Genomic DNA, 19,024 nt, shown 5'->3' with positions numbered 1-19,024 from the left:
AATTTTGAATTATCGTTTTATAAAGAATAATTCGGAGCTTCTTGTGTAATAATTACATCATGAGGGTGGGATTCTTTTAATCCGCTTCCTGTGATCATTACCAGTTTAGAATCTTCCTGAAGTGTTTCAATATCTTTTGCACCACAGTATCCCATACCTGCTCTAAGACCTCCTGTCAACTGGAAAATCACATCTTCCAGTTTTCCTTTATGCGGTACTCTACCTTCAATCCCTTCCGGAACGAATTTTTTAGCTTCACTTTGGAAATATCTCTCTTTACCTCCTCTTTTCATTGCTGAAAGGCTTCCCATTCCCTGATAAGATTTGAATTTTCTACCCTGGAAGATAATTTCCTCTCCTGGAGCTTCATCCGTACCCGCTAAAAGAGAACCAAGCATTACTGCTCCTGCACCACTAGCAATAGCCTTAACGATATCTCCTGAAAGCTTGATTCCACCATCAGCTATTACCGTTACATTTTTTGACTTAGCATATTCGTAAACGTTATAGATCGCAGACAGCTGAGGTACTCCCACTCCTGCAACTACTCTTGTTGTACAGATAGAACCCGGCCCTACTCCAACTTTAAGTACATTAGCACCAGCTTCAATAAGGTCTTTAGCAGCTTCTGCAGTTACGATATTTCCTCCTACAACATCAAGGTTCGGATACGCTCTTCTGATTTCTGAAATTTTGTCTAAAACCCCTTTAGAATGACCATGTGCAGAATCGATTGCTACGATATCAACACCAGCCTGTACCAAAGCCTCAATTCTCGCCAGTGTATCTTCACCTACTCCTACTCCTGCCCCTACAATAAGACGACCGTTCTGGTCCTTATTAGCATTAGGATACTCCAGTTGATTATCAATATCCTTGATGGTAATTAACCCTACAAGTTTATTATCTTTATCTACAATAGGAAGTTTTTCAACTCTGTTCTTAAGAAGGATTTCTTTCGCCTTTTCAAGATTGGTATCCTTGTCTGAAGTGATCAGGTTTTCTTTGGTCATGATCTCTTCCACTTTCATATCAAGATTTTCCTGATATTTTACATCTCTGTTGGTAATAATTCCGATCAGAACATTATCGGCATCTACTACCGGAAGCCCTGAAATCTTATATCTTGACATAAGATCTTTAGCTTCTCCCAAAGTATGGTCTTTAGATAATGTAACCGGATCCGAGATCATTCCGTTTTCGGAACGCTTCACACGGTTTACCTGAGCAGCCTGCTCAGCGATCGTCATGTTTTTGTGAATAAAGCCTAACCCTCCGACTCTTGCCAAGGCGATAGCCAGATCAGCTTCAGTAACAGTGTCCATCGCAGCGGAAACTATCGGAACATTCAGCGTAATTTTGTCGGTAAGTCTTGATTTTAATGAAACCTGATTAGGTAAAACTTCTGAATAAGAAGGGACTAGAAGAACGTCATCGAAAGTGATGGCTGTCTCTACAATTTTGTTATGAATAGACATCTTTACTTTCTTTGCAAAATTAGGTTATTTTGGTGAGATATGAAAATCCTTTTTAATAGTTTAAATAAAATTTAATAATCAATAACTTAAATCAAAAAAAACCGTTCTTTTTAGCAGAACGGTTACGGTACAAAATAATTGAATATGTAGAAACTACTTGTTACGTGTTATAATTTTTGATAAAGGTTATTTAACCAAGTTTCCATTTTCATCCAGATTTTCAATATGCGTCTGATTATTTTTATCCACATACACTTTTAATCTTATTTTACCTTTTGTATCACGGATAAAAATGCCCACATCACCATTAGCCATTTTACCTGCAAAGAAACGTTCACTTCCCAGCTTGCCATTTTCCTGTAGTTGTGCAAATGCTTTTTTGAAGCTTCCGGATTGTTCAGTTTTTTGATAGAATCTCCCGCTTTAATAAGATCTTCCAATGGAAAATTATCCGGTCTGTCCCAAAGCTTCAATCCATATGCTCTTTTTTTATCATTTCCTGCTGATTCAGAATACTGAAGCTGCATAATCTGATCTGTATTCCTCTGATCTACAGAATATACCATTCCGGATCCCTTGTCATTTCCATCATATACCAGACCTCCGCATTCATCCCCCATAGAATTGAAGAAGATAAGCCCTGCCTCTCTTTCACGCGGTTTCATTTCTTTATGGTTTACCAATCCGGGATGCTGGCGTTCTTTATTACTGATCACCATTTTTAAAGTACCATCTTTCTCAATGATATTGATTCGTTCTACATCTATTTCTTTAAAGCGTTCGCTTGATGCCTGGTTTTTAAATGCCAGAAAGAAAAACATGAGACATAATATGGTAAGCACAGCTGCATAGATTTTAAGGATCCGGACTTCTCTTATTAATTTTTCCATGCGATGAAGATTTGGAATTATCAGGATTATTTAACGGAAACAGAATTAATCATTCTTGAGATATCATCTGGTGTGAAATTTCCTTTCACATCTACAAATACCATTTCATTAGTATCAGAGCCTACGGTGAGCAGCATATTTTTAATCACATCTCCATCCTGCTTTACCCTTACATTGATATTATCTTCGTCATGATGTATAGTGGCCCATTCTTCATAATGGTGATCATTCAGATACCGGGCATAGTCATTAAGCATTTCTCTGCTTCCGTTGGTCACAGTAAGCACCTTTATTTTTGAGGCCTTTTTTATCAGACTGATTGTCTCTTCACTTTCCCCTTCTTCCCTTAAAGCCTTTTTAATATAAGATTTAGCAAGAAACATGGGAACATTAACACTCGCAAACTGTGCTCCTTTAAAATCATATTCTGAATTCTGAAAAAATCAATATTCGGTTTTTCTGAAACGATACACGATTGAAGCATACCTACAACCAGAATAGCGAAGAAAATGTTTTTAAGAGTTTTCATAGGGTAGTTTTTATTTGATTTGTCTGAAGCTTCCTCCGGAAACTTTGTCTACTTTCGCATCTACTTCCGGATTTCCTTTCAGCTTCACAGAGGCTCCTGATGAAACACTCACCTTTAATTTATCGGTCACTAACAGAGAGAGACTTGCGCCTGAAGTAGATTCTGCCACCGCTGTAGCAATTTTAAGATCATCTGCTTTACAGGAAGCACCGCTGCTGGCATCAACTACTGCAGAAGCCGCTTCTCCGGATAAGTTTATACTGGCTCCGCTTGAAGCATCCAATACAAGTTTTGAGGTTTTTATATCAACATCCAATACAGAACCGGAGCTTACTTCCACTGCTGCTGCTTCTTTTACATTGAATTTTCCTTTAATAATAGAACCGGATTCCGCTTCAATTGCCAGGCTGTTTTCTGTAACAGGATTCACTGCTGTAAAGACGCTTCCTGATGATGTTCTTATGCTATTAATATTAGGAGCAGAAACATTAATATTCAGGTTTTTAAATCTTAGATTTCTTACACCTTTATTGTCAACATATATCTTTAAAACCCCATCTTCCACCTTAGTAATGACATACTGAAGCTTGTCCGCATCAGCAATTACTTTTACACTTCTTGGATTTTCCTGTTTAAAGGTAACATTTACCCCTACACTGGCATCTATTCTTGAGAATTCACCTACATTTCTGCTGTCGCCGTTCAGGTAGGAGGATGTATTATCTGAAGTAAGACTGCTTCTTACCGAAGATGTAACAGAGGATGTTGCTGTTTCTCCGGAATTGATGATCTTGTTTACATCAGACAATTTCATTTTTCCGTTAAGAATAAAAATAATATTCTCTTCTTTGGAATCAACGTTGAACACCAGATTTTCCAGATAGTTATCTTTTTCATCTTCTGCAAGAAACTTCATCGAAGTCCCGTCACTGTTCATTGACATCAGCTCATTGAAATTGAGAGATTTCAAAGCTTTATTCACCCTGTCTGTCTTCTCTTCGTTCATTTTTACATTGGCAAGATTCTCATCTTTCAGGCGGTCCGGAAAGGTAATTTTGGGGATGATCAGAATTTTAAGACCATCAACATCGTTCAAAATAGGCTTTATTTTTCCTACGTAAGCATCATCAACATCGATGGTGTTTAATAGTTTGAACATCGGTTTTTTGATATTGATGGATGTTACTCCCCATTTTTTTCAAAATCCTGAAAAAGCTTGTTCAGTTTATCAGTCTGTGCAAAAGAAGTTGCAAAGCTGCTTAGCATTATGGCTATTATAAAAAATATTCTTTTCATGAGATTGATCTGATTTTTAGTATTCGCTGTCAAGATTTTCGTTTTTCTGAGAAGATGCTACCGTTTTTTTAAATTCATTTCCTAATTTCATAAAGGAATATTTGGCAACATCTATGGCTTCTTTTTCACTGCTGATTCTTTTTCCGTTTACAATCACATAAGAGTCATTGTACGCAGCTGCAGAATCGCTTAAATTTTTGTTATTTGAGGCATTGCTGACATATCTTGGTCTGGTTTCCTTTTAAGTCTTCCTCTTTTTGGAAGGATTTCATCCATTACATCTTTTTCCGCTACCTGATTATCCTGAAATACGGAATCTTTTTTGTTCCGGAAATAGAATCGGTATGGTTAACGGCAACCTGTTCCTGGTGATCACTGTTTTCTTCAATAAACCCCGATTTCTGCTTCAGGATTTCATCTTTTACCAGCTTTTCTTTATCCTGAACATCCGTATTATAATTATTCAGGAAAAACCCGATACTGAAAACCAGTATTACTCCGGCTGCCATCCAGAACCATTTGGGAAAGGAGGGTTTCTTTTTTCCGTCCAGCGGAATAACAGGTGTAGTATCCTGTTCAGGTTCCGCACCTTCTGCAGTCTGAAGAAAATCCTCAAAGCTCCAGTCCATTTTTTCTTCCTTCATCTCCCGGAAGATTTCGTCGTATTTATTTTGTAATTGATCTTTTTTCATAGCTCATCAGTTGTGAGATTTGTTCTTTTACTTTTTGTCTCGCACGCATCAGGTTTACCCTTACTGCATTTTCCTCCATTTCCAGCATTTCAGAAATTTCGGAAACATCATATTCTTCTACATCTTTCAAGTGGATGACCATCTTCTGTTTTTCGGGGAGCTGATTGATAAATCCTACAATATGTTCCTTAAGGTTATCAACTTCCATACTGTAAAGCTCCGAGCGGTGAAGCTGCATATCCGCAAAGCCGATCTTTACATCGTGATGTTTCAATCTGTTCAGGCATTCGTTCCGGACACACTTCAGCGCATAGGATTTAAAATTCCCCAACTGCTCAAGCTCATCCCTCTTCTGCCAAAACTTCATCATGAGATCCTGTACGACATCTTCTGCTTCATCACTGCTCATGACAAACCGTTTCGCAAAACGATACATCTCGTCTTTGAGAATAAACACCGTATTCTTGAAAGTTTCTTGGGTCATGAGTTTTGTTTCTTATAGGTAAGACAATTGCCGTTACAGATCTATTACATCAAAAATAAAAAAACTTCAAAAAAATTTGAAGTTTTTATTATAACCGAATTAATACGTATCAAAAATATGTTTCAAAATTGCTTTGTCCTCTTCTGATAAAGCTACTTTTCTTCTTGCCATGGCCCTTTCTGCCACTTCATATACTTTGTCAAGTTTGAACCTTTCGTCATCTTTCAGTCCGCCCCATGAAAAGTTTTCTACAAGATTTGGTGGAAAGCCCGGCTTAAAGATATTGGAGGCTACTCCAATTACTGTTCCTGTATTCAGCTGGGTATTGATCGCGGTTTTGGAATGATCTCCCATGATCAGACCTGCAAACTGTAATCCCGTATCTTCAAAAGCTTTGGTCCTGTAGCTCCAGAATTTTACGTTTCCATAGTTGTTCTTCATATTGGAAGAATTGGTATCAGCTCCGAAATTACACCATTCTCCTATTACAGAGTTTCCTACAAAACCTTCGTGTCCTTTACTGGAATATCCGAATATAATGATATTGTTTACTTCACCTCCTACTTTACAATGTGGTCCTACTGTAGTTGCCCCGTAGATTTTTGCCCCGAGATTAAATTTGGAATCATCACAAAGCGCTATAGGTCCGCGAAGATGGCAGCCTTCCATGATCTCAGTATTTTTACCGATATAAATCTTACCTGTTTTTGTATTGATGGTAGAAAATTCCACATACGCTCCTTCTTCAATAAACAGATCTTTTTTATCCCCTAGGAATCCATTGGTTGAAGACAGCTCCTGTGAGGTTCTTCCTTTAGTCAGCAGATCAAAGTCAAAATCAATGGCGTGGTGGTTATAGGTAAACAGATCTTTCGGTCTTTTAAAGAAAATAAGATCTTCTTTAATATCTGTCATTTTCTCAATCTGATTCAGAGAAAACCCTTTCATATTGATTTTTGCAGCGATCAATTCGTCCTCATAGACCAATGCTTCTCCCTGCTTAAGATCTTTAATCTGTTGAATTACAGTTTCTGTGGGAAGGAAATTAGGAACTAAAAAAAGACTTTCTTTTTCCTCCGGACTTTTAAATTTATCCTGAAGATATGTTTCTGTGAAGTAGGTAATTTCTGTGTTTTCCAGAATTTTCTGCCATCTTTCAGCGAATGTAAGAATTCCGCATCGCATAGCGGCAACCGGACGGGTAAAAGTAAGCGGAAGGAAATCTTCCCAATATTGTGCGTCTGAAAATACTAACTGCATCATTCAGTTTTTTAAGTTTAAGGTTTAAAATTCAAGGTTAACAAATTTACAATAAAAAAAGTCTTCCAGAAACTGGAAGACTTTAATATTTTAATTGTACAAAAATTACTTAGCGAATTTTTTGTATTTGTTCATGAACTTATCAACTCTACCTGCAGTGTCAACTAGTTTTACTTTACCAGTGTAGAAAGGGTGAGAAGTTGAAGAGATTTCCATTTTGATTAGAGGGTACTCTTGTCCTTCATACTCGATAGTGTCTTTTGTTTCTGCAGTAGACTTGCAAAGAAACACCTCGTCGTTACTCATATCTTTGAAAACAACAAGTCTATAATTTTCTGGGTGGATTCCGTTTTTCATAATACTATTTTTAAAAAAATTAAACTTTGCTTTCGAAATAGTAATGGATATTTCTCTGCTAAATTTTAGGTTGCAAAAATACAACATTTTTTCTAAATTCCAAATACTCGATTCAATATTTTTTACAGATAAGAAATTTAAAGTATTTTCGTTAAATTTGGAACTTACTTAAACCTTAATTTCAATGAAATTCAAATTATTACTGGCTTTTTCCTTCTGGATGTTACTTGCAGCGGTATCATGTAATAAAGATGATATTACGTTCGACAGCCCTACACAGGAACTGCGTTTTTCCAGCGACACGGTATTCTGTGATACGGTATACCATCAGGTACGTTCAGAAACCTATGTTGTAAAAGTATATAATAATGAAGATAAGGATATCATGATCCCAAGGGTAAATCTTGAAAAGGGAGCTGCCTCATTATACAGAATCAACGTAGATGGAAAACCGGGATATGATTTCAATAATGTTCCTTTAAGAAAAAGGACAGTCTTTATATATTTGTTGAGATTGCACCGGAAGCTACGGGACCGGAAGCTATTGCTGAAGACAAAATTCTTTTCACCGGCCCAACCGGGCAGCAGCATGTGACTTTATTTTCTGTGGTTCAGGATGCCGAGTTTTTTATCCAGACACCCGGAAATCCAAATGTAATTGCCACTTCCACGACATGGAACAATAATAAAGCAAAGATCATCTACGGAAATTTAACCGTTAATCCTAATGTCACCCTTGATATCAATGCAGGAACTAAAGTGTATTTCCATAAAAACAGCGGAATGAAGGTATCTTCCGGAGCTGTTCTGAATATCAACGGAACCCAGGCTGACCAGGTTATCCTTCGTGGAGACAGAAATGATCCTCGTTATGATACGATTCCTAAAAACTGGAATTCTATCAGAATGGAAGCCAATTCTACCCTTAAGATGAACCATGCAAGACTTTTCGGAGGAACAAGAGGGCTTGATATGAGACAGACCAATGCGACAATTACCAATTCTTTTATCCATACATTCTTTGAATACGGAATTTATGCGGTAGGTTCTACGGTGAATGCCAACAACCTGGTGATGAATAACTGCGGCTTATCATGTATCGGAATTTTCCTTGGCGGAAAACACAGCTATACCCATGCTACCATTGCCAACTATTCTGAAACAATGAGCTCTTTTGACAGAACCGGGATTTTTGCAGCCAATGAATGGAAGAATGATGCAGGGCAGACACAGCAGGGAGCTTTACAACTGCTTGACATCAAAAACAGTATTGTGTATTCTGACCGGGATGATGCTATTCATTTTGAACAGACTCCGGGACAGCAATTTGAATTCCTGCTTCAAAATTCATTAATAAAATATACCAGTGCAACGGGATCGGGCTTCACTTTTGACAATAATCCACGAGTGATTCAAACTACCAAGAATACAGATCCACAGTTTGTCAATTATTTTATGGCTAAAATGAATTTAAGAGTAAAACCTGGTTCTCCGGCGCTTGGAAAAGGAAATGCGGCTGTTGCAGCAACGGTCCCTTTTGATATAGTGAATGTATCCAGAACCACTAACCCAACTTTAGGAGCCTATCAATAATGGAAATTACTCAGTTACAGCAGCAGGTAGATGAATGGATAAAAACCATCGGCGTAAGATATTTTAATGAGCTGACCAATATGGCCATGCTGACAGAAGAAGTAGGTGAAGTTGCAAGAATCATTGCCAGAAGGTATGGTGAGCAAAGCGAAAAGGAAAGCGATAAGAATAAAGATCTTGGTGAAGAGCTGGCAGATGTACTTTTTGTAACGCTGTGCCTGGCCAATCAGACCGGAGTCAATCTGCAGGATGCTTTCGACAGAAAAATGAAAATCAAAACTGACCGGGATAAAGACCGGCATCAGAATAATGAAAAATTAAAATAATGATCAATGATGAGTTTTAAATTATTCCTATATTTTTAACTCATCATTTTTTAATGTAGAAAATAATAATGAAGAAGCTGGAAAAATCAAAATTATCAGGAGATAAAACAGTACAGATCAGCGGTTCGAAAAGTATTTCGAATCGTTTATTGATTCTGGAAAGCCTGTTTAGCAATATAAAAATCGGGAACTTATCCAACTCCCAGGATACTCAGTTACTGAAAAAGGCACTATCTGAGAATACAGACGTTGTAGACATTCATCATGCAGGAACCGCAATGCGTTTTCTTACTTCCTACTATTCTATTCAGGAAGGTAAAACGACAATACTTACCGGTTCCGGAAGAATGAAAGAAAGACCCATCAAAAATCTGGTAAGTGCTTTGAGGGATCTTGGAGTAGAAATTGATTATATGGAAAATGAAGGGTTTCCTCCTTTAAAAATCAGAGGAAGAAAGATCGCTCATACTTCAGTAAATGTTCCTGCGAATATCTCAAGCCAGTTTATCACCTCTCTGCTTCTTATTGCCGGAAAGCTTGAAAACGGATTGCAAATTAATCTTGTAGGTGAAGTGACCTCAAGATCTTATATTGAAATGACACTGGATATTCTGACAAAGTTCGGAATCCGAAGCCGTTTTGAAGGGAATACCATCAAAGTAGAATCTTTCACTCCCGATAATTCAGAGGTGGCACATTATGAAGTGGAAAGTGACTGGAGCTCGGCTTCTTACTTCTACTCTATCTGTGCGTTGGGAAGAAAAACCATTCATCTGAAAAGCTTTTACAAAGAATCAACACAGGAGATTCTGCAATTGCCGGCATCTACGAGAAGTTCTTCGGAATCAAAACTACATTCTCTGAAGATGAACATCAGCTAACGCTGGAACCTCAGCATGATTTTTCTTTTCCGGAAAAAATTGTTCTGGATATGAATAATTGCCCTGATATTGCACAGACTCTTTGTGTAACAGCCGCAGCACTGAAAATTCCTTTTGAGATTTCCGGACTGGGAACGTTAAGGGTAAAGGAAACCGACAGACTTCTTGCCTTATACAATGAACTTCAGAAACTGGGTACTGAAACAGAAATTACAGATCTGACCATTAAATCAATCAGTTTCACAGAGCCACAGGACCATATTTCTATCAAAACCTATCAGGATCACAGAATGGCAATGAGCTTTGCTCCGTTTTGTCTGATTCAAGAACTTACTATTGAGGATGAAGATGTAGTGGAGAAGTCTTATCCAATGTTCTGGGAAGATCTTGAAAGTATACTGACCCATTAATGAATACTATAAAGTGTGGTAATCCGAAGATGATTTGTATTTTCGGGTTACCACATTTAATAAATCTGCTTAAAGTTATATTTTTTAATTTTAAAGCGAAGCTTGCCTTAATACCCTCAACACCTTATTATAATCTTAATGTTTCAGTTTAATCAAGTTGAATAATTATGATAAAATCTTTCTTTTCCTTTTTGTTTGTTTTATCTGTTTCAAACTTATATGCTCAGAATCTGAAAAACTTTTCAGTTCCAAAAGCATATAATAAAATTGCAGAAGCAAAAGGTGACCTTGACAAAGATGGAAAAGAGGAAACCATACTGGTATTCGATACAAAAATAAAGGCATCAGATGAAAGAAACCTGGAAGGAACAGCCGACTACAAAAGGGTTTTCTATATTCTCAGAAATGAAAACGGCACCCTTACCGTCTGGAAAGAAAATTCCACCGTTCTTTTCTCAAGCGGAACCGGATTTTATCCTTCTGACAATACACTTGAACTCAGCATAAAAAATAACAGCCTTCATATCGGACAAACCTTTTTTACCAATTCCAGACATACTCAGAAATACAAACATACCTTCAGATTTCAGAACGGAGATTTCTATCTGATAGGTTCTCATGACCATTTTGAAGACACCTGTGATTTCAGCTTTACGAATGAAATCAATTTTTCTACAGGTAAAGTTATTGTTGACAGGGAATATTCATCCTGCGACGAAAACGCAAAAATACCAGCAAACTCCCACAAAGAATTTATCCATAAATTCCCGGCTCTAATTAAAATGAATGATTTTATTATCGGGGAACATAAGTTCAGACTTCCCGGTTTGAAGGAGGATTTTGTTTTTTAAGATGGAAGCATGAAGCTGGATGCTCGAAATTATTCTCTGGTAACTACTTATTGATCCATATTTCATAGTAAAATTGTTATTTTTTTGAATACTGAAAGCTTTTCAATATGAGCAGCCTTCCAACTTCCCGACTTTATACCAACTTAATTATCTCTTAAAGTTAAATTAACTCCTTATACTTTGATATATTCTTATTTTTAAGCTGCATTAAAAATAAAAACTATGTTCAAACAAAGCATGAAACGTTTCACCAACATTACTCTTGGGGTGGTAACTGCATCTGTCTTCTTCTCCTGTTCCAATGACAGTATGATGGAAAGGGATTCTAATGAAATCAGGACTGCTTCTTTAGCAAAAGCAAACAACAGGGCTTCATTATTACCTGTTTCCCTGAATAACTGGATGTCCGGTCTTCAGGATAATATTTCTATTTCAAAGATCTCTATACCCGGTACTCATGATTCCGGAGCACGTATCGATGCCCCTGTTGTATCAGGTACAGCTAAAACCCAAGACCTCAGCATTGCAGAACAGCTGAATGCCGGTGTACGTTTTCTGGATATCCGCTGCAGACATATTGACAATGCTTTCGCCATTCATCATGGCTCCATTTATCAGAATATGAATTTTGATGACGTATTAAATGCGTGTTATGCATTCCTTCAAAGCAATCCGTCTGAAACAATTATCATGTCTGTAAAAGAAGAATATGATGCTTCCAACACCACCAGAACTTTTGAACAGACCTTTGATTCTTATGTACAGAAAAACCCGTCTAAGTGGGATCTAGGAGCGAATATTCCTACGCTGGGATCTGTAAGAGGCAAGATCAAATTGTTCAGAAGATTCTCCTCGGGAACAACGAAAGGGATCAATGCTTCACCATGGGCCGACAATACAACGTTTGACATCAACAATTCAGGCGTACAGCTAAAAGTACAGGATTATTATAAGGTAACAAACAATGATGACAAATGGAATGGAATCTCCAGTCTGCTTAATGAAGCAAAGAATGATACAAATGGCAAGCTTTTCGTTAATTTCACCAGCGGCTATAAGCCTGGAATCTTCGGTATTCCAAGTATTCCTACGGTATCCAATAATATTAATCCAAGACTTAAAACATTCTTCCAGACCAATACTCAGGAACATTCGGAATCATGCCGATTGATTTTGTGAATGCTGAACTTTCCCAGTTGATCGTTAACACCAATTTCTAAATTATTATTTGTTAGATTTATTCAAAGGCTGTCTCTTTTTGAGGCAGCCTTTTTATTTTAAAATGAAATTGAGAGAAAAAACTGCTTCGGATTGAAACAGTCTTTCTTTACAAAGTAAAAAAGTGTAAATCAAAAGTTACTTCTGAATTCCGTAAGCTGCCAGTATTTTGTTGAAGATCTCTATATTTTCAAACAGTCCTGTGAATTCTTTTGAATTCGGTCCGTAAGCAAAAACACTTGATGGAATGGAAGTATGGTCATTTGTACTGAAGTTTCCGAATACCCACCCATCTTTGAGACTCCCATCCAAAAGCGTTAAGCCTCCAGTTTCATGATCTCCTACAACTATGACCAATGTTTCTTTATTTTCATCAGCAAACTTCATAGCCTTTCCTACCACATGATCGAAATCCAGTAATTCTGTGACCAGCTGCTCTATATTGTTGCTATGGCCTCCGCCATCTGTCTGCGAAGCTTCAATCATCATAAAGAAGCCTTTTTTATTGCTTTTTAAATCATTTAAAGTGAGATCAAATGCATCAGCAAGCCAGTTTCCCCTTCCATTGGTAACCCTTTGTGAAGCCAAAGGATCAATCACCAGAATGCGGTTATTTATTTTAGTTACCGATTTAAGATCCTGGTAAAGGTCAATTTTCGCTGCTTTGAATTTCTGCAGATTTTCCTGGGATAATCCGCTTGTAGGCCCACCGATCAGAATTTTTGTTTTGGAGGCGGCAAAGTCTTTCAGGATAGGTTCCGAACTGTTTCTGTTATCTGAATGAGCATAGAAGTCTGCAGGAGTAGCATCTGTAACATCTCCTGTAGAAATCAGTCCGGAAACCAGTCCTTTTTCCGCAATAATATCAGGGATTTGTGCCAGTGCTTTTCCCATATTATCAACACCGACAAAAGTGTTTTTGGTTTTTACACCGGTTGCAAATGCTGTAGAACCCGGTGCCGAGTCTGTAATATAGGCATTGGATGAATTGGTTTTGGAAAGTCCTGTGGATTTCATATTGAAAACGTTCAGCTTTCCTTTATTCGCAGTAAAGGCAGCATAATATTGTGGTAAAGAAGTTCCGTCAGGTATAAGAAGGATCACATTCTTTACTTTTTTCTCCACCCCGTCTGTTTTATAGGTAGGCGTATACGTACTGTACTCTTTTGTATTTTTATAAAAGTTTTTCGGAATAGTGTTCATAAATTTTTTAAGATCAGGAATATGATCGGTATTGATATAATCTACTCCTAAATCCATCAGATTTACCCATGCATTCGGAAAGTCCGGAGCTCCGTAAAAACGAACTGGTTTCTGCTGATCATGAGCTTTGTCAACCGCACTTTTAATTTTTGCAGTTTCCTCATCCCTTGGAATTCCTTTCCCATTCCATTTTACCAATCCGGGAAGGTCTGCACTGAACATTCCGATTCTTTTCAGCTGATCTGCCGAATAGTTTTTATCAAGATCTCCGTCAAAATAAAGGTAGCTCGGATAGCTTTTAAAATCTTCCGGCTGAGGACGGCCTCCGGTAATCACAATTTTAATTCCTGAATTTCCGGTGATCTCAGGATACTTTTTTAAAGTATTGACCAAAGCTGCCAATGACGTTTTATAATCCTGTTTAATATCGATCAGCAACTGAAGCTTTTTACCGGCATCAGGATAGATATTTCCTTTATTCAGCTTAATCTGTTTTGAAATATTGTCGAGATAGAGATTCTCTAAGGTTCTGTCTGCGGAAAGCTCTTTTTCGGTATGGGCTACCCAAAGTTTTCCCTTGACCAGAAATACATCTGCCTCTATAGAACCAAAATTGGCATAATAAGCCTGCCAAAAAGGGATCTCCTGCATATAATCATTATGCGAATGTGCATTCCCTACATTGTAATTTAAATAATTCTGTGCCTGGTTTTCGGAAAAAACAGCCAGGGCCAGAACGGCTAAAATTTTTGATAATTTCATTCGTTTATCGTTATTATTTTATAGGTCAGATGGAACGACCTATCTCCATACCTTTGAAAAAAACTATATCATCACAGAGTGTTCTGCAATGATATAGTGGTTTATATATAGATTAAATTTTACCAGCCCTCATTTTGTTTAATGATCCCGTGACTGTTTACGATTTCAGCCTGTGGAACTGCCCAAACATTATGTACAGCTGGATTAAAGTTTCTTGCGGCCCAGACTACCTGCCCATTGATACCATGCAGAGGTTTAGCATAAGCTGCCTGAGCATCTCCCCAACGCACAAGGTCTCTGTGTCTGTCTGCCCATTCTCCTGCCAGTTCGCAACGTCTTTCATGCTTCAGATCTGCCATTGTACATCCGTTTTTCGGAGAAAGACCTGCACGCACTCTGATCATATTGATCTCCTGATCTGCAGATTTCCCCTGCATCAGTAAAGCTTCTGCTTTGATCAGGATAACCTCCGCATAACGCATAATCGGAACGGCAAGGTCTGTACACGGATAATCTCCGTTGGCACTCACGTGGCCGCTGTTCAGCTGATATTTGAAGGCATCCATATATTTATTGAACTGGTATCCGGTAAGAGAATTACTGGAAGCATAGATTCTTTCCTTTCCGTTAAAAGTAAACTTATCCCCAATTTTAAGAATGGTAGCACTTCTTCTGGTCACCGGTTTCGTATTCATCATACAGTTCTTTTGTCGGCTGGAAATATCCCCATCCGTTATATTCTCCCCAACCTTTGTTTTCAAGCATTACTCCCGGCAGGATACTGCCCCAGGCTGTAAACTTAGGTGTTCCCGGAACAGACCAGATGTATTCTGAGCTGTAGTTATTTTCAGCTTTGAAAACATCAGCAAAGTTACCCAATAAAGCTCTGTTTCCTTTGGTCATTACTTCGTTGGCCCAGAATTCTGCGTTATTCCAGTCTTTCATAAACAGGTATACTTTTGCTAACAATGCCCATGCTGCCGCTTTATGAGGTCTTCCATAATCTTTTGCAGGAAGCTCTGCCTGGGCAGGTAATAATTCTGCAGCTCTTTTCAGATCATTCACTATGTAAGTGTAATTCTCCATTACGTTGGCTGCTCTTGGAATTGGATTGGGATCCGGATCCTTTGAACGGTCGATAATCGGAACTCCTGCTTTTTCGTTTCCGTAAGAATAGGCAAGTTCAAAATACATTCTGCTGCTCATGAACAAAGCTTCTCCAAGGTATTTGTTTTTAATAGCCTGTGAAGTCTGGATATTGTCAACATTACGGATCACACGGTTAGCCACTCCGATCACATTGTATCTTTTATTCCATTGGGTTTCAAGGTCTCCTGCTGCGATATAATTGCTGCTGAAGTTTTTTGCATTATCTGCTTCACTTTTTGCCCTTCCTGTTACCATATCATCACTGGCATTGATAAACCAGAACAAACCTCTTCCGTAGAATTCTCCGTCAAACAAAGGCTTATACATGGCATTTGCTCCGGTAATCAGATCGTTTTCCGTTTTCCAGAAACTGGCCTCAGTAGGGGTTCCTTCCGGCTGAACATCCAGCTCTCCTGTACAGGATAAAAGCATTACGGATATTCCTGATATTAAAAATATTTTATTGAAAAATTTCATTTTCTTACTTTTTGTTGGTTAAAAATTATAGTCCGATCTCTACTCCAAAGATGAATGAACGTGCCTGAGGATATCTTCCGGTATCTACTCCGTAGGAGTTCATTCCTACTTCAGGATCAAATCCTGTATATTTCGTTATCGTAAACAGGTTGTTAGAAGTCATATAAATTCTCACTTTGTTTACATCCAGTTTTCTATACAATTCTTTTGGTAATGAATATCCGATGGTAAGGTTCTTCAGTCTTAGGTAAGACCCGTCCTCCACATAGAAATCTGATACTTTGGAGTAATTACCACTCGGGTCACCGTGTACCAGCCTTGGAATATCGGTATTGGTGTTCTGAGGAGTCCATGCATTCAGGATATCTCTGTCCATATTATAATTCTGTCCTGTACCGCCCGGATTCAAGGAAATAAACTTCATTCCGTTGAATATTTTATTACCGTAAACTCCCTGGAAGAATAAGTTCAGATCAAAGTTTTTCCAGGTCATGTTATAAGAAAATCCGTAAGAGAACTTAGGATAAGGACTACCAAGATTGACAAAATCGTTATTATTAAGCACACCAGTATTTCCTTCTTTCTTCAGGAATTTGATATCTCCGGGTTTTGCATTCGGCTGGATAAGGTTTCCGTTGGCATCTTTATAATTATTGATCTCTTCCTGAGTCTGGAAAATTCCTCCGGTCTTATAACCATAGAAAGAATACAGAGGATCACCTACTTTCACGCGGGTTGGTTTCAACACTCCTCTTACCCCATTGTCATTGATAAAGATCTCATCTACATTGGCAAGCTGCTTCACCGTATTTTTTAGTTGACTCATTGTCGCTCCAACTGAGAAAGTAAAATCATCGGAGACTACTTTGTTGTAATTGATCCCCAGCTCATATCCTTTATCCTGGAATAATCCGGCATTCACATACTGATTATTGTACGTTGCCGTACTCGGTAAGCTTACGTTGAAGATCTGATCTTTGGAATTTTTCACGAAGTAGTCAAACTGTAAAGAAAGACTGTTATGAAGAAATGAAGCATCTACCCCGAAGTTGGTCTGCTCAGATTTACCCCATTTCAGATCCGGGTTGGGACGTGTGGTGGCATAATAAGCTATATTCTGAGAAGGATCCTGTCCGAAAATAACGTTGTTATCTCTCGTCATCAAAGGATTTACAGCTTGTGGTGAAATTCCTCCAAGATTCCCAAGAATACCATAACTTCCTCTCAACTTCAGGCTTGAAAGCCATGAAATATCCTTCATAAAGTTTTCTTTCGAAACCACCCATGCCCCGGAAACAGCATAATAATTAGCAAATCTGTTTTGTTTGGCTACCAGTGAAGAACCATCGCGTCTTCCCAATAAACTCACGATATACTTTCCTGCATAGTCATAGTTTACCCTTGCCAGATAAGAAACCAAAGTCTGTTTGAACCGGTAGCTGGAAACATCTTTATTGGTGTCTGCTGCATTCTGAAGATGTTGGAAAACCTCAGCTTCACTTCGGAAATCATACGATTTTGCCACAAAGCCGTCATCAATCGTTTTCTGGAAAGTAAAACCTCCAAGGAAGTCAAAATTATGCTGTCCTAAAGCTATTTTATAAGTCAGCAACTGTTCTGCAAGTGCTGTAGAAGAATTGTTGGATTGGTATTCCAAATTATTGGTATCAAAAATTTTCCCGACTTCCAGAACTCTGTACGTGAAGTTCTTTACATCTCCCAGTTTAAAAGTCTGTGAGAAGTTGGAACGGAATTTTAAATCTTTGGCCAGCGTAATTTCAGCATAAGGATTGATCAAAATCTCATGAGTAGGATTTCTGATACTGATCCTTTTAAGATAAGCAACAGGATTGATCATATCTCCATATCCACCAGCCACATCAATCGGAAGTCCTGAAAATGCACCACTGGGTGTATATACCGGAACATTCGGCGGATAATACATGGCAGCAACCAAAGCTCCTGTATATCCACTTTTGGTATCGGCTGTATTTCCGTCAGAGTAATTGTAGTACATGTTTTCTCCGATCGTCAGCCAGTCTTTAACTTTATGTTCAGAATTCACTCTGAAATTGTATCGTTTTGCCTGGGTATTCAATAAAATTCCCTCTAGGCTTCTGTGGTTCATCCCTACAAAATATCTGGATTTTTCACTTCCTCCGCTAAGGTTTACATTATATTCCTGAATAGTTCCTGTTCTGAAAATTTCTTTCATCCAGTCTGTTCTGGTAATTCTTCCGTCAGGATACTGATTGGGATTAAAAGCCATCGGTAAGCTTCCCAGTTTTCCGGCATTTTCATAGGCTTTGTACATGACATCCTGGAATTCTGCTGCATTCAGGGATTCTTTCAGCCTCCATGCCTGGTTTACGCCATATTTAACATCAAAATCTACGGTAAGATTTCCCTTCTTTCCTTTTTTAGTGGTAATAAGGATAACCCCTCCGGAGGATCTGGCTCCGTAAATGGCTGCAGAAGCATCTTTCAGTACAGAAATATCCTGAATATCGTTTGGATTGATAGACGGTGTTCCGTTGAAAACTACCCCATCCACTACATACAGAGGAGTTTCTCCGTTGATCCCCCCAAACCACGGATATTGACCTTAGGTGATCCGTTGGGATCTCCACCCTCATTCACAACAGTTACTCCGGGAGCCTTGCCCTGAAGAACTTCCCCTACTCCGGATAAAGATCTGGAAGTAAGCTTATCCAGTGAAGCCTCCGAAACAGCCCCGGAAACTTTACTTTTTTCTGCGTTCCGTACCCAACCACGACAATCTCGTCGATGGATTTTTCTTTTAAGCTGTCTTTTTTCTGAGCGAGGAACATCGGTGAAGCTGATATTGCACCAATAAGTAATACCCTACCTGTTAAATAAGTTACAGAGACAGGGATTTTAAATACATTCATGATATCCTTTTTGATTAGGTGCAAAATTAGAACAGCCTGCACCCACCTATCATTAAGGTTTTCTTATGTTTTTATTAAGAAATTTTGGCTTTTTTCAGACACCCTCTACCACAAAACAAAATTAAACAACTGTATTTCAGTAATATATGTAATTAAAAGTAATCATTCCTCAAATATTGTATGCATGGTTGAGATTAAGTTTACTTTAAGTTTATGCAAAACAGAAAAACAAATGAAGAAAACGTTAAAATTATTT

At 38.2% G+C, this 19,024-nt stretch carries 20 protein-coding genes and 1 pseudogene; 6 read left to right on the top strand and 15 right to left on the bottom strand.

What is annotated here, in order from left to right; translation table 11 throughout:
- Positions 1–17: 17 nt before the first annotated feature.
- The 9 genes from guaB to OWR28_RS04125 form a co-directional block, all read right to left on the bottom strand.
- Positions 18–1,478: an IMP dehydrogenase gene (gene guaB / locus OWR28_RS04165; RefSeq protein ID WP_332385604.1), complete on the bottom strand. Its 1,461-nt coding sequence runs from the start codon at positions 1,476–1,478 to the stop codon at positions 18–20.
- A 263-nt stretch (positions 1,479–1,741) separates the two neighbouring features.
- Positions 1,742–2,368 carry a hypothetical protein gene (locus OWR28_RS04160; RefSeq protein WP_332385603.1) on the bottom strand — a complete coding sequence of 209 codons (627 nt, stop codon included), beginning with the start codon at positions 2,366–2,368 and terminating at the stop codon, positions 1,742–1,744.
- Positions 2,369–2,394: 26 nt separating this feature from the next.
- The gene (locus OWR28_RS04155; protein WP_332385602.1) at positions 2,395–2,751 is read right to left on the bottom strand and encodes a DUF4252 domain-containing protein; all 357 of its coding nucleotides are present in this window, start codon (positions 2,749–2,751) and stop codon (positions 2,395–2,397) included.
- 156 nt (positions 2,752–2,907) lie between these two features.
- Positions 2,908–4,056, bottom strand: coding sequence for a DUF4252 domain-containing protein (locus OWR28_RS04150; protein WP_332385601.1), 1,149 nt, complete (start codon positions 4,054–4,056; stop codon positions 2,908–2,910).
- 153 nt (positions 4,057–4,209) lie between these two features.
- Positions 4,210–4,350 (bottom strand): hypothetical protein, encoded by a 141-nt coding sequence (locus OWR28_RS04145; RefSeq protein ID WP_332385600.1) that lies wholly within the window; start codon positions 4,348–4,350, stop codon positions 4,210–4,212.
- Between the two features lie 133 nt (positions 4,351–4,483).
- Positions 4,484–4,885 (bottom strand): hypothetical protein, encoded by a 402-nt coding sequence (locus OWR28_RS04140; protein ID WP_332385599.1) that lies wholly within the window; start codon positions 4,883–4,885, stop codon positions 4,484–4,486.
- A complete protein-coding gene (locus OWR28_RS04135; protein WP_332385598.1) occupies positions 4,860–5,369 on the bottom strand; it encodes a GFO_1088 family ECF-type sigma factor in 510 nt (169 codons plus the stop codon). Before OWR28_RS04135 ends, OWR28_RS04140 begins: the two co-directional genes overlap by 26 nt.
- 99 nt (positions 5,370–5,468) lie before the next feature.
- Positions 5,469–6,629 carry a putative sugar nucleotidyl transferase gene (locus OWR28_RS04130; RefSeq protein ID WP_332385819.1) on the bottom strand — a complete coding sequence of 387 codons (1,161 nt, stop codon included), beginning with the start codon at positions 6,627–6,629 and terminating at the stop codon, positions 5,469–5,471.
- Positions 6,630–6,734: 105 nt separating this feature from the next.
- Complete coding sequence (locus OWR28_RS04125) at positions 6,735–6,986, bottom strand: type B 50S ribosomal protein L31 (RefSeq protein WP_002976190.1); 252 nt, start codon at positions 6,984–6,986, stop codon at positions 6,735–6,737.
- Between the two features lie 184 nt (positions 6,987–7,170).
- Between OWR28_RS04125 and OWR28_RS04120 the strand changes: the two genes are divergently transcribed.
- The 6 genes and pseudogenes from OWR28_RS04120 to OWR28_RS04095 all read left to right on the top strand — a co-directional run bounded on the left by OWR28_RS04120 (position 7,171) and on the right by OWR28_RS04095 (position 12,226).
- The gene (locus OWR28_RS04120; protein WP_332385597.1) at positions 7,171–7,581 is read left to right on the top strand and encodes a hypothetical protein; all 411 of its coding nucleotides are present in this window, start codon (positions 7,171–7,173) and stop codon (positions 7,579–7,581) included.
- On the top strand, positions 7,578–8,579 hold the full coding sequence (locus OWR28_RS04115; RefSeq protein WP_332385596.1) for a hypothetical protein: 1,002 nt from the start codon (positions 7,578–7,580) through the stop codon (positions 8,577–8,579). The genes OWR28_RS04120 and OWR28_RS04115 overlap by 4 nt, the downstream gene beginning before the upstream one ends.
- Positions 8,579–8,905, top strand: coding sequence for a nucleotide pyrophosphohydrolase (locus tag OWR28_RS04110; protein ID WP_034692883.1), 327 nt, complete (start codon positions 8,579–8,581; stop codon positions 8,903–8,905). Before OWR28_RS04115 ends, OWR28_RS04110 begins: the two co-directional genes overlap by 1 nt.
- Positions 8,906–8,973: 68 nt before the next feature.
- Positions 8,974–10,196, top strand: a pseudogene (locus OWR28_RS04105) (3-phosphoshikimate 1-carboxyvinyltransferase).
- Between the two features lie 167 nt (positions 10,197–10,363).
- A complete protein-coding gene (locus OWR28_RS04100) occupies positions 10,364–11,047 on the top strand; it encodes a hypothetical protein (protein WP_332385595.1) in 684 nt (227 codons plus the stop codon).
- 222 nt (positions 11,048–11,269) lie between these two features.
- Complete coding sequence (locus OWR28_RS04095; RefSeq protein WP_332385594.1) at positions 11,270–12,226, top strand: phosphatidylinositol-specific phospholipase C; 957 nt, start codon at positions 11,270–11,272, stop codon at positions 12,224–12,226.
- A 177-nt stretch (positions 12,227–12,403) separates the two neighbouring features.
- On the opposite strand, the gene OWR28_RS04090 is transcribed toward OWR28_RS04095, so the two are convergent.
- The 6 genes from OWR28_RS04090 to OWR28_RS04065 form a co-directional block, all read right to left on the bottom strand.
- Positions 12,404–14,230, bottom strand: a complete 1,827-nt coding sequence (locus tag OWR28_RS04090) for an alkaline phosphatase (RefSeq protein ID WP_332385593.1) — start codon at positions 14,228–14,230, stop codon at positions 12,404–12,406.
- Positions 14,231–14,349: 119 nt separating this feature from the next.
- The gene (locus OWR28_RS04085) at positions 14,350–14,928 is read right to left on the bottom strand and encodes a RagB/SusD family nutrient uptake outer membrane protein (RefSeq protein ID WP_332385592.1); all 579 of its coding nucleotides are present in this window, start codon (positions 14,926–14,928) and stop codon (positions 14,350–14,352) included.
- Positions 14,882–15,856: a RagB/SusD family nutrient uptake outer membrane protein gene (locus tag OWR28_RS04080; RefSeq protein WP_332385591.1), complete on the bottom strand. Its 975-nt coding sequence runs from the start codon at positions 15,854–15,856 to the stop codon at positions 14,882–14,884. The genes OWR28_RS04085 and OWR28_RS04080 overlap by 47 nt, the downstream gene beginning before the upstream one ends.
- Positions 15,857–15,881: 25 nt before the next feature.
- On the bottom strand, positions 15,882–18,410 hold the full coding sequence (locus tag OWR28_RS04075; protein ID WP_332385590.1) for a SusC/RagA family TonB-linked outer membrane protein: 2,529 nt from the start codon (positions 18,408–18,410) through the stop codon (positions 15,882–15,884).
- Entirely contained in the window at positions 18,410–18,571 is a 162-nt protein-coding gene (locus tag OWR28_RS04070; RefSeq protein WP_332385818.1) for a TonB-dependent receptor plug domain-containing protein, read from the bottom strand. Before OWR28_RS04070 ends, OWR28_RS04075 begins: the two co-directional genes overlap by 1 nt.
- Entirely contained in the window at positions 18,535–18,768 is a 234-nt protein-coding gene (locus tag OWR28_RS04065) for a hypothetical protein (protein WP_332385589.1), read from the bottom strand. Before OWR28_RS04065 ends, OWR28_RS04070 begins: the two co-directional genes overlap by 37 nt.
- Between the last annotated feature and the right edge of the window lie 256 nt (positions 18,769–19,024).

The organism is Chryseobacterium sp. 1B4, assembly GCF_036631475.1.
Classification (GTDB): Bacteria; Bacteroidota; Bacteroidia; order Flavobacteriales; family Weeksellaceae; genus Chryseobacterium.
The sequence above is the reverse complement of the archived record's forward strand: the minus strand, read 5'-3'. Positions and strand labels throughout refer to the sequence as shown.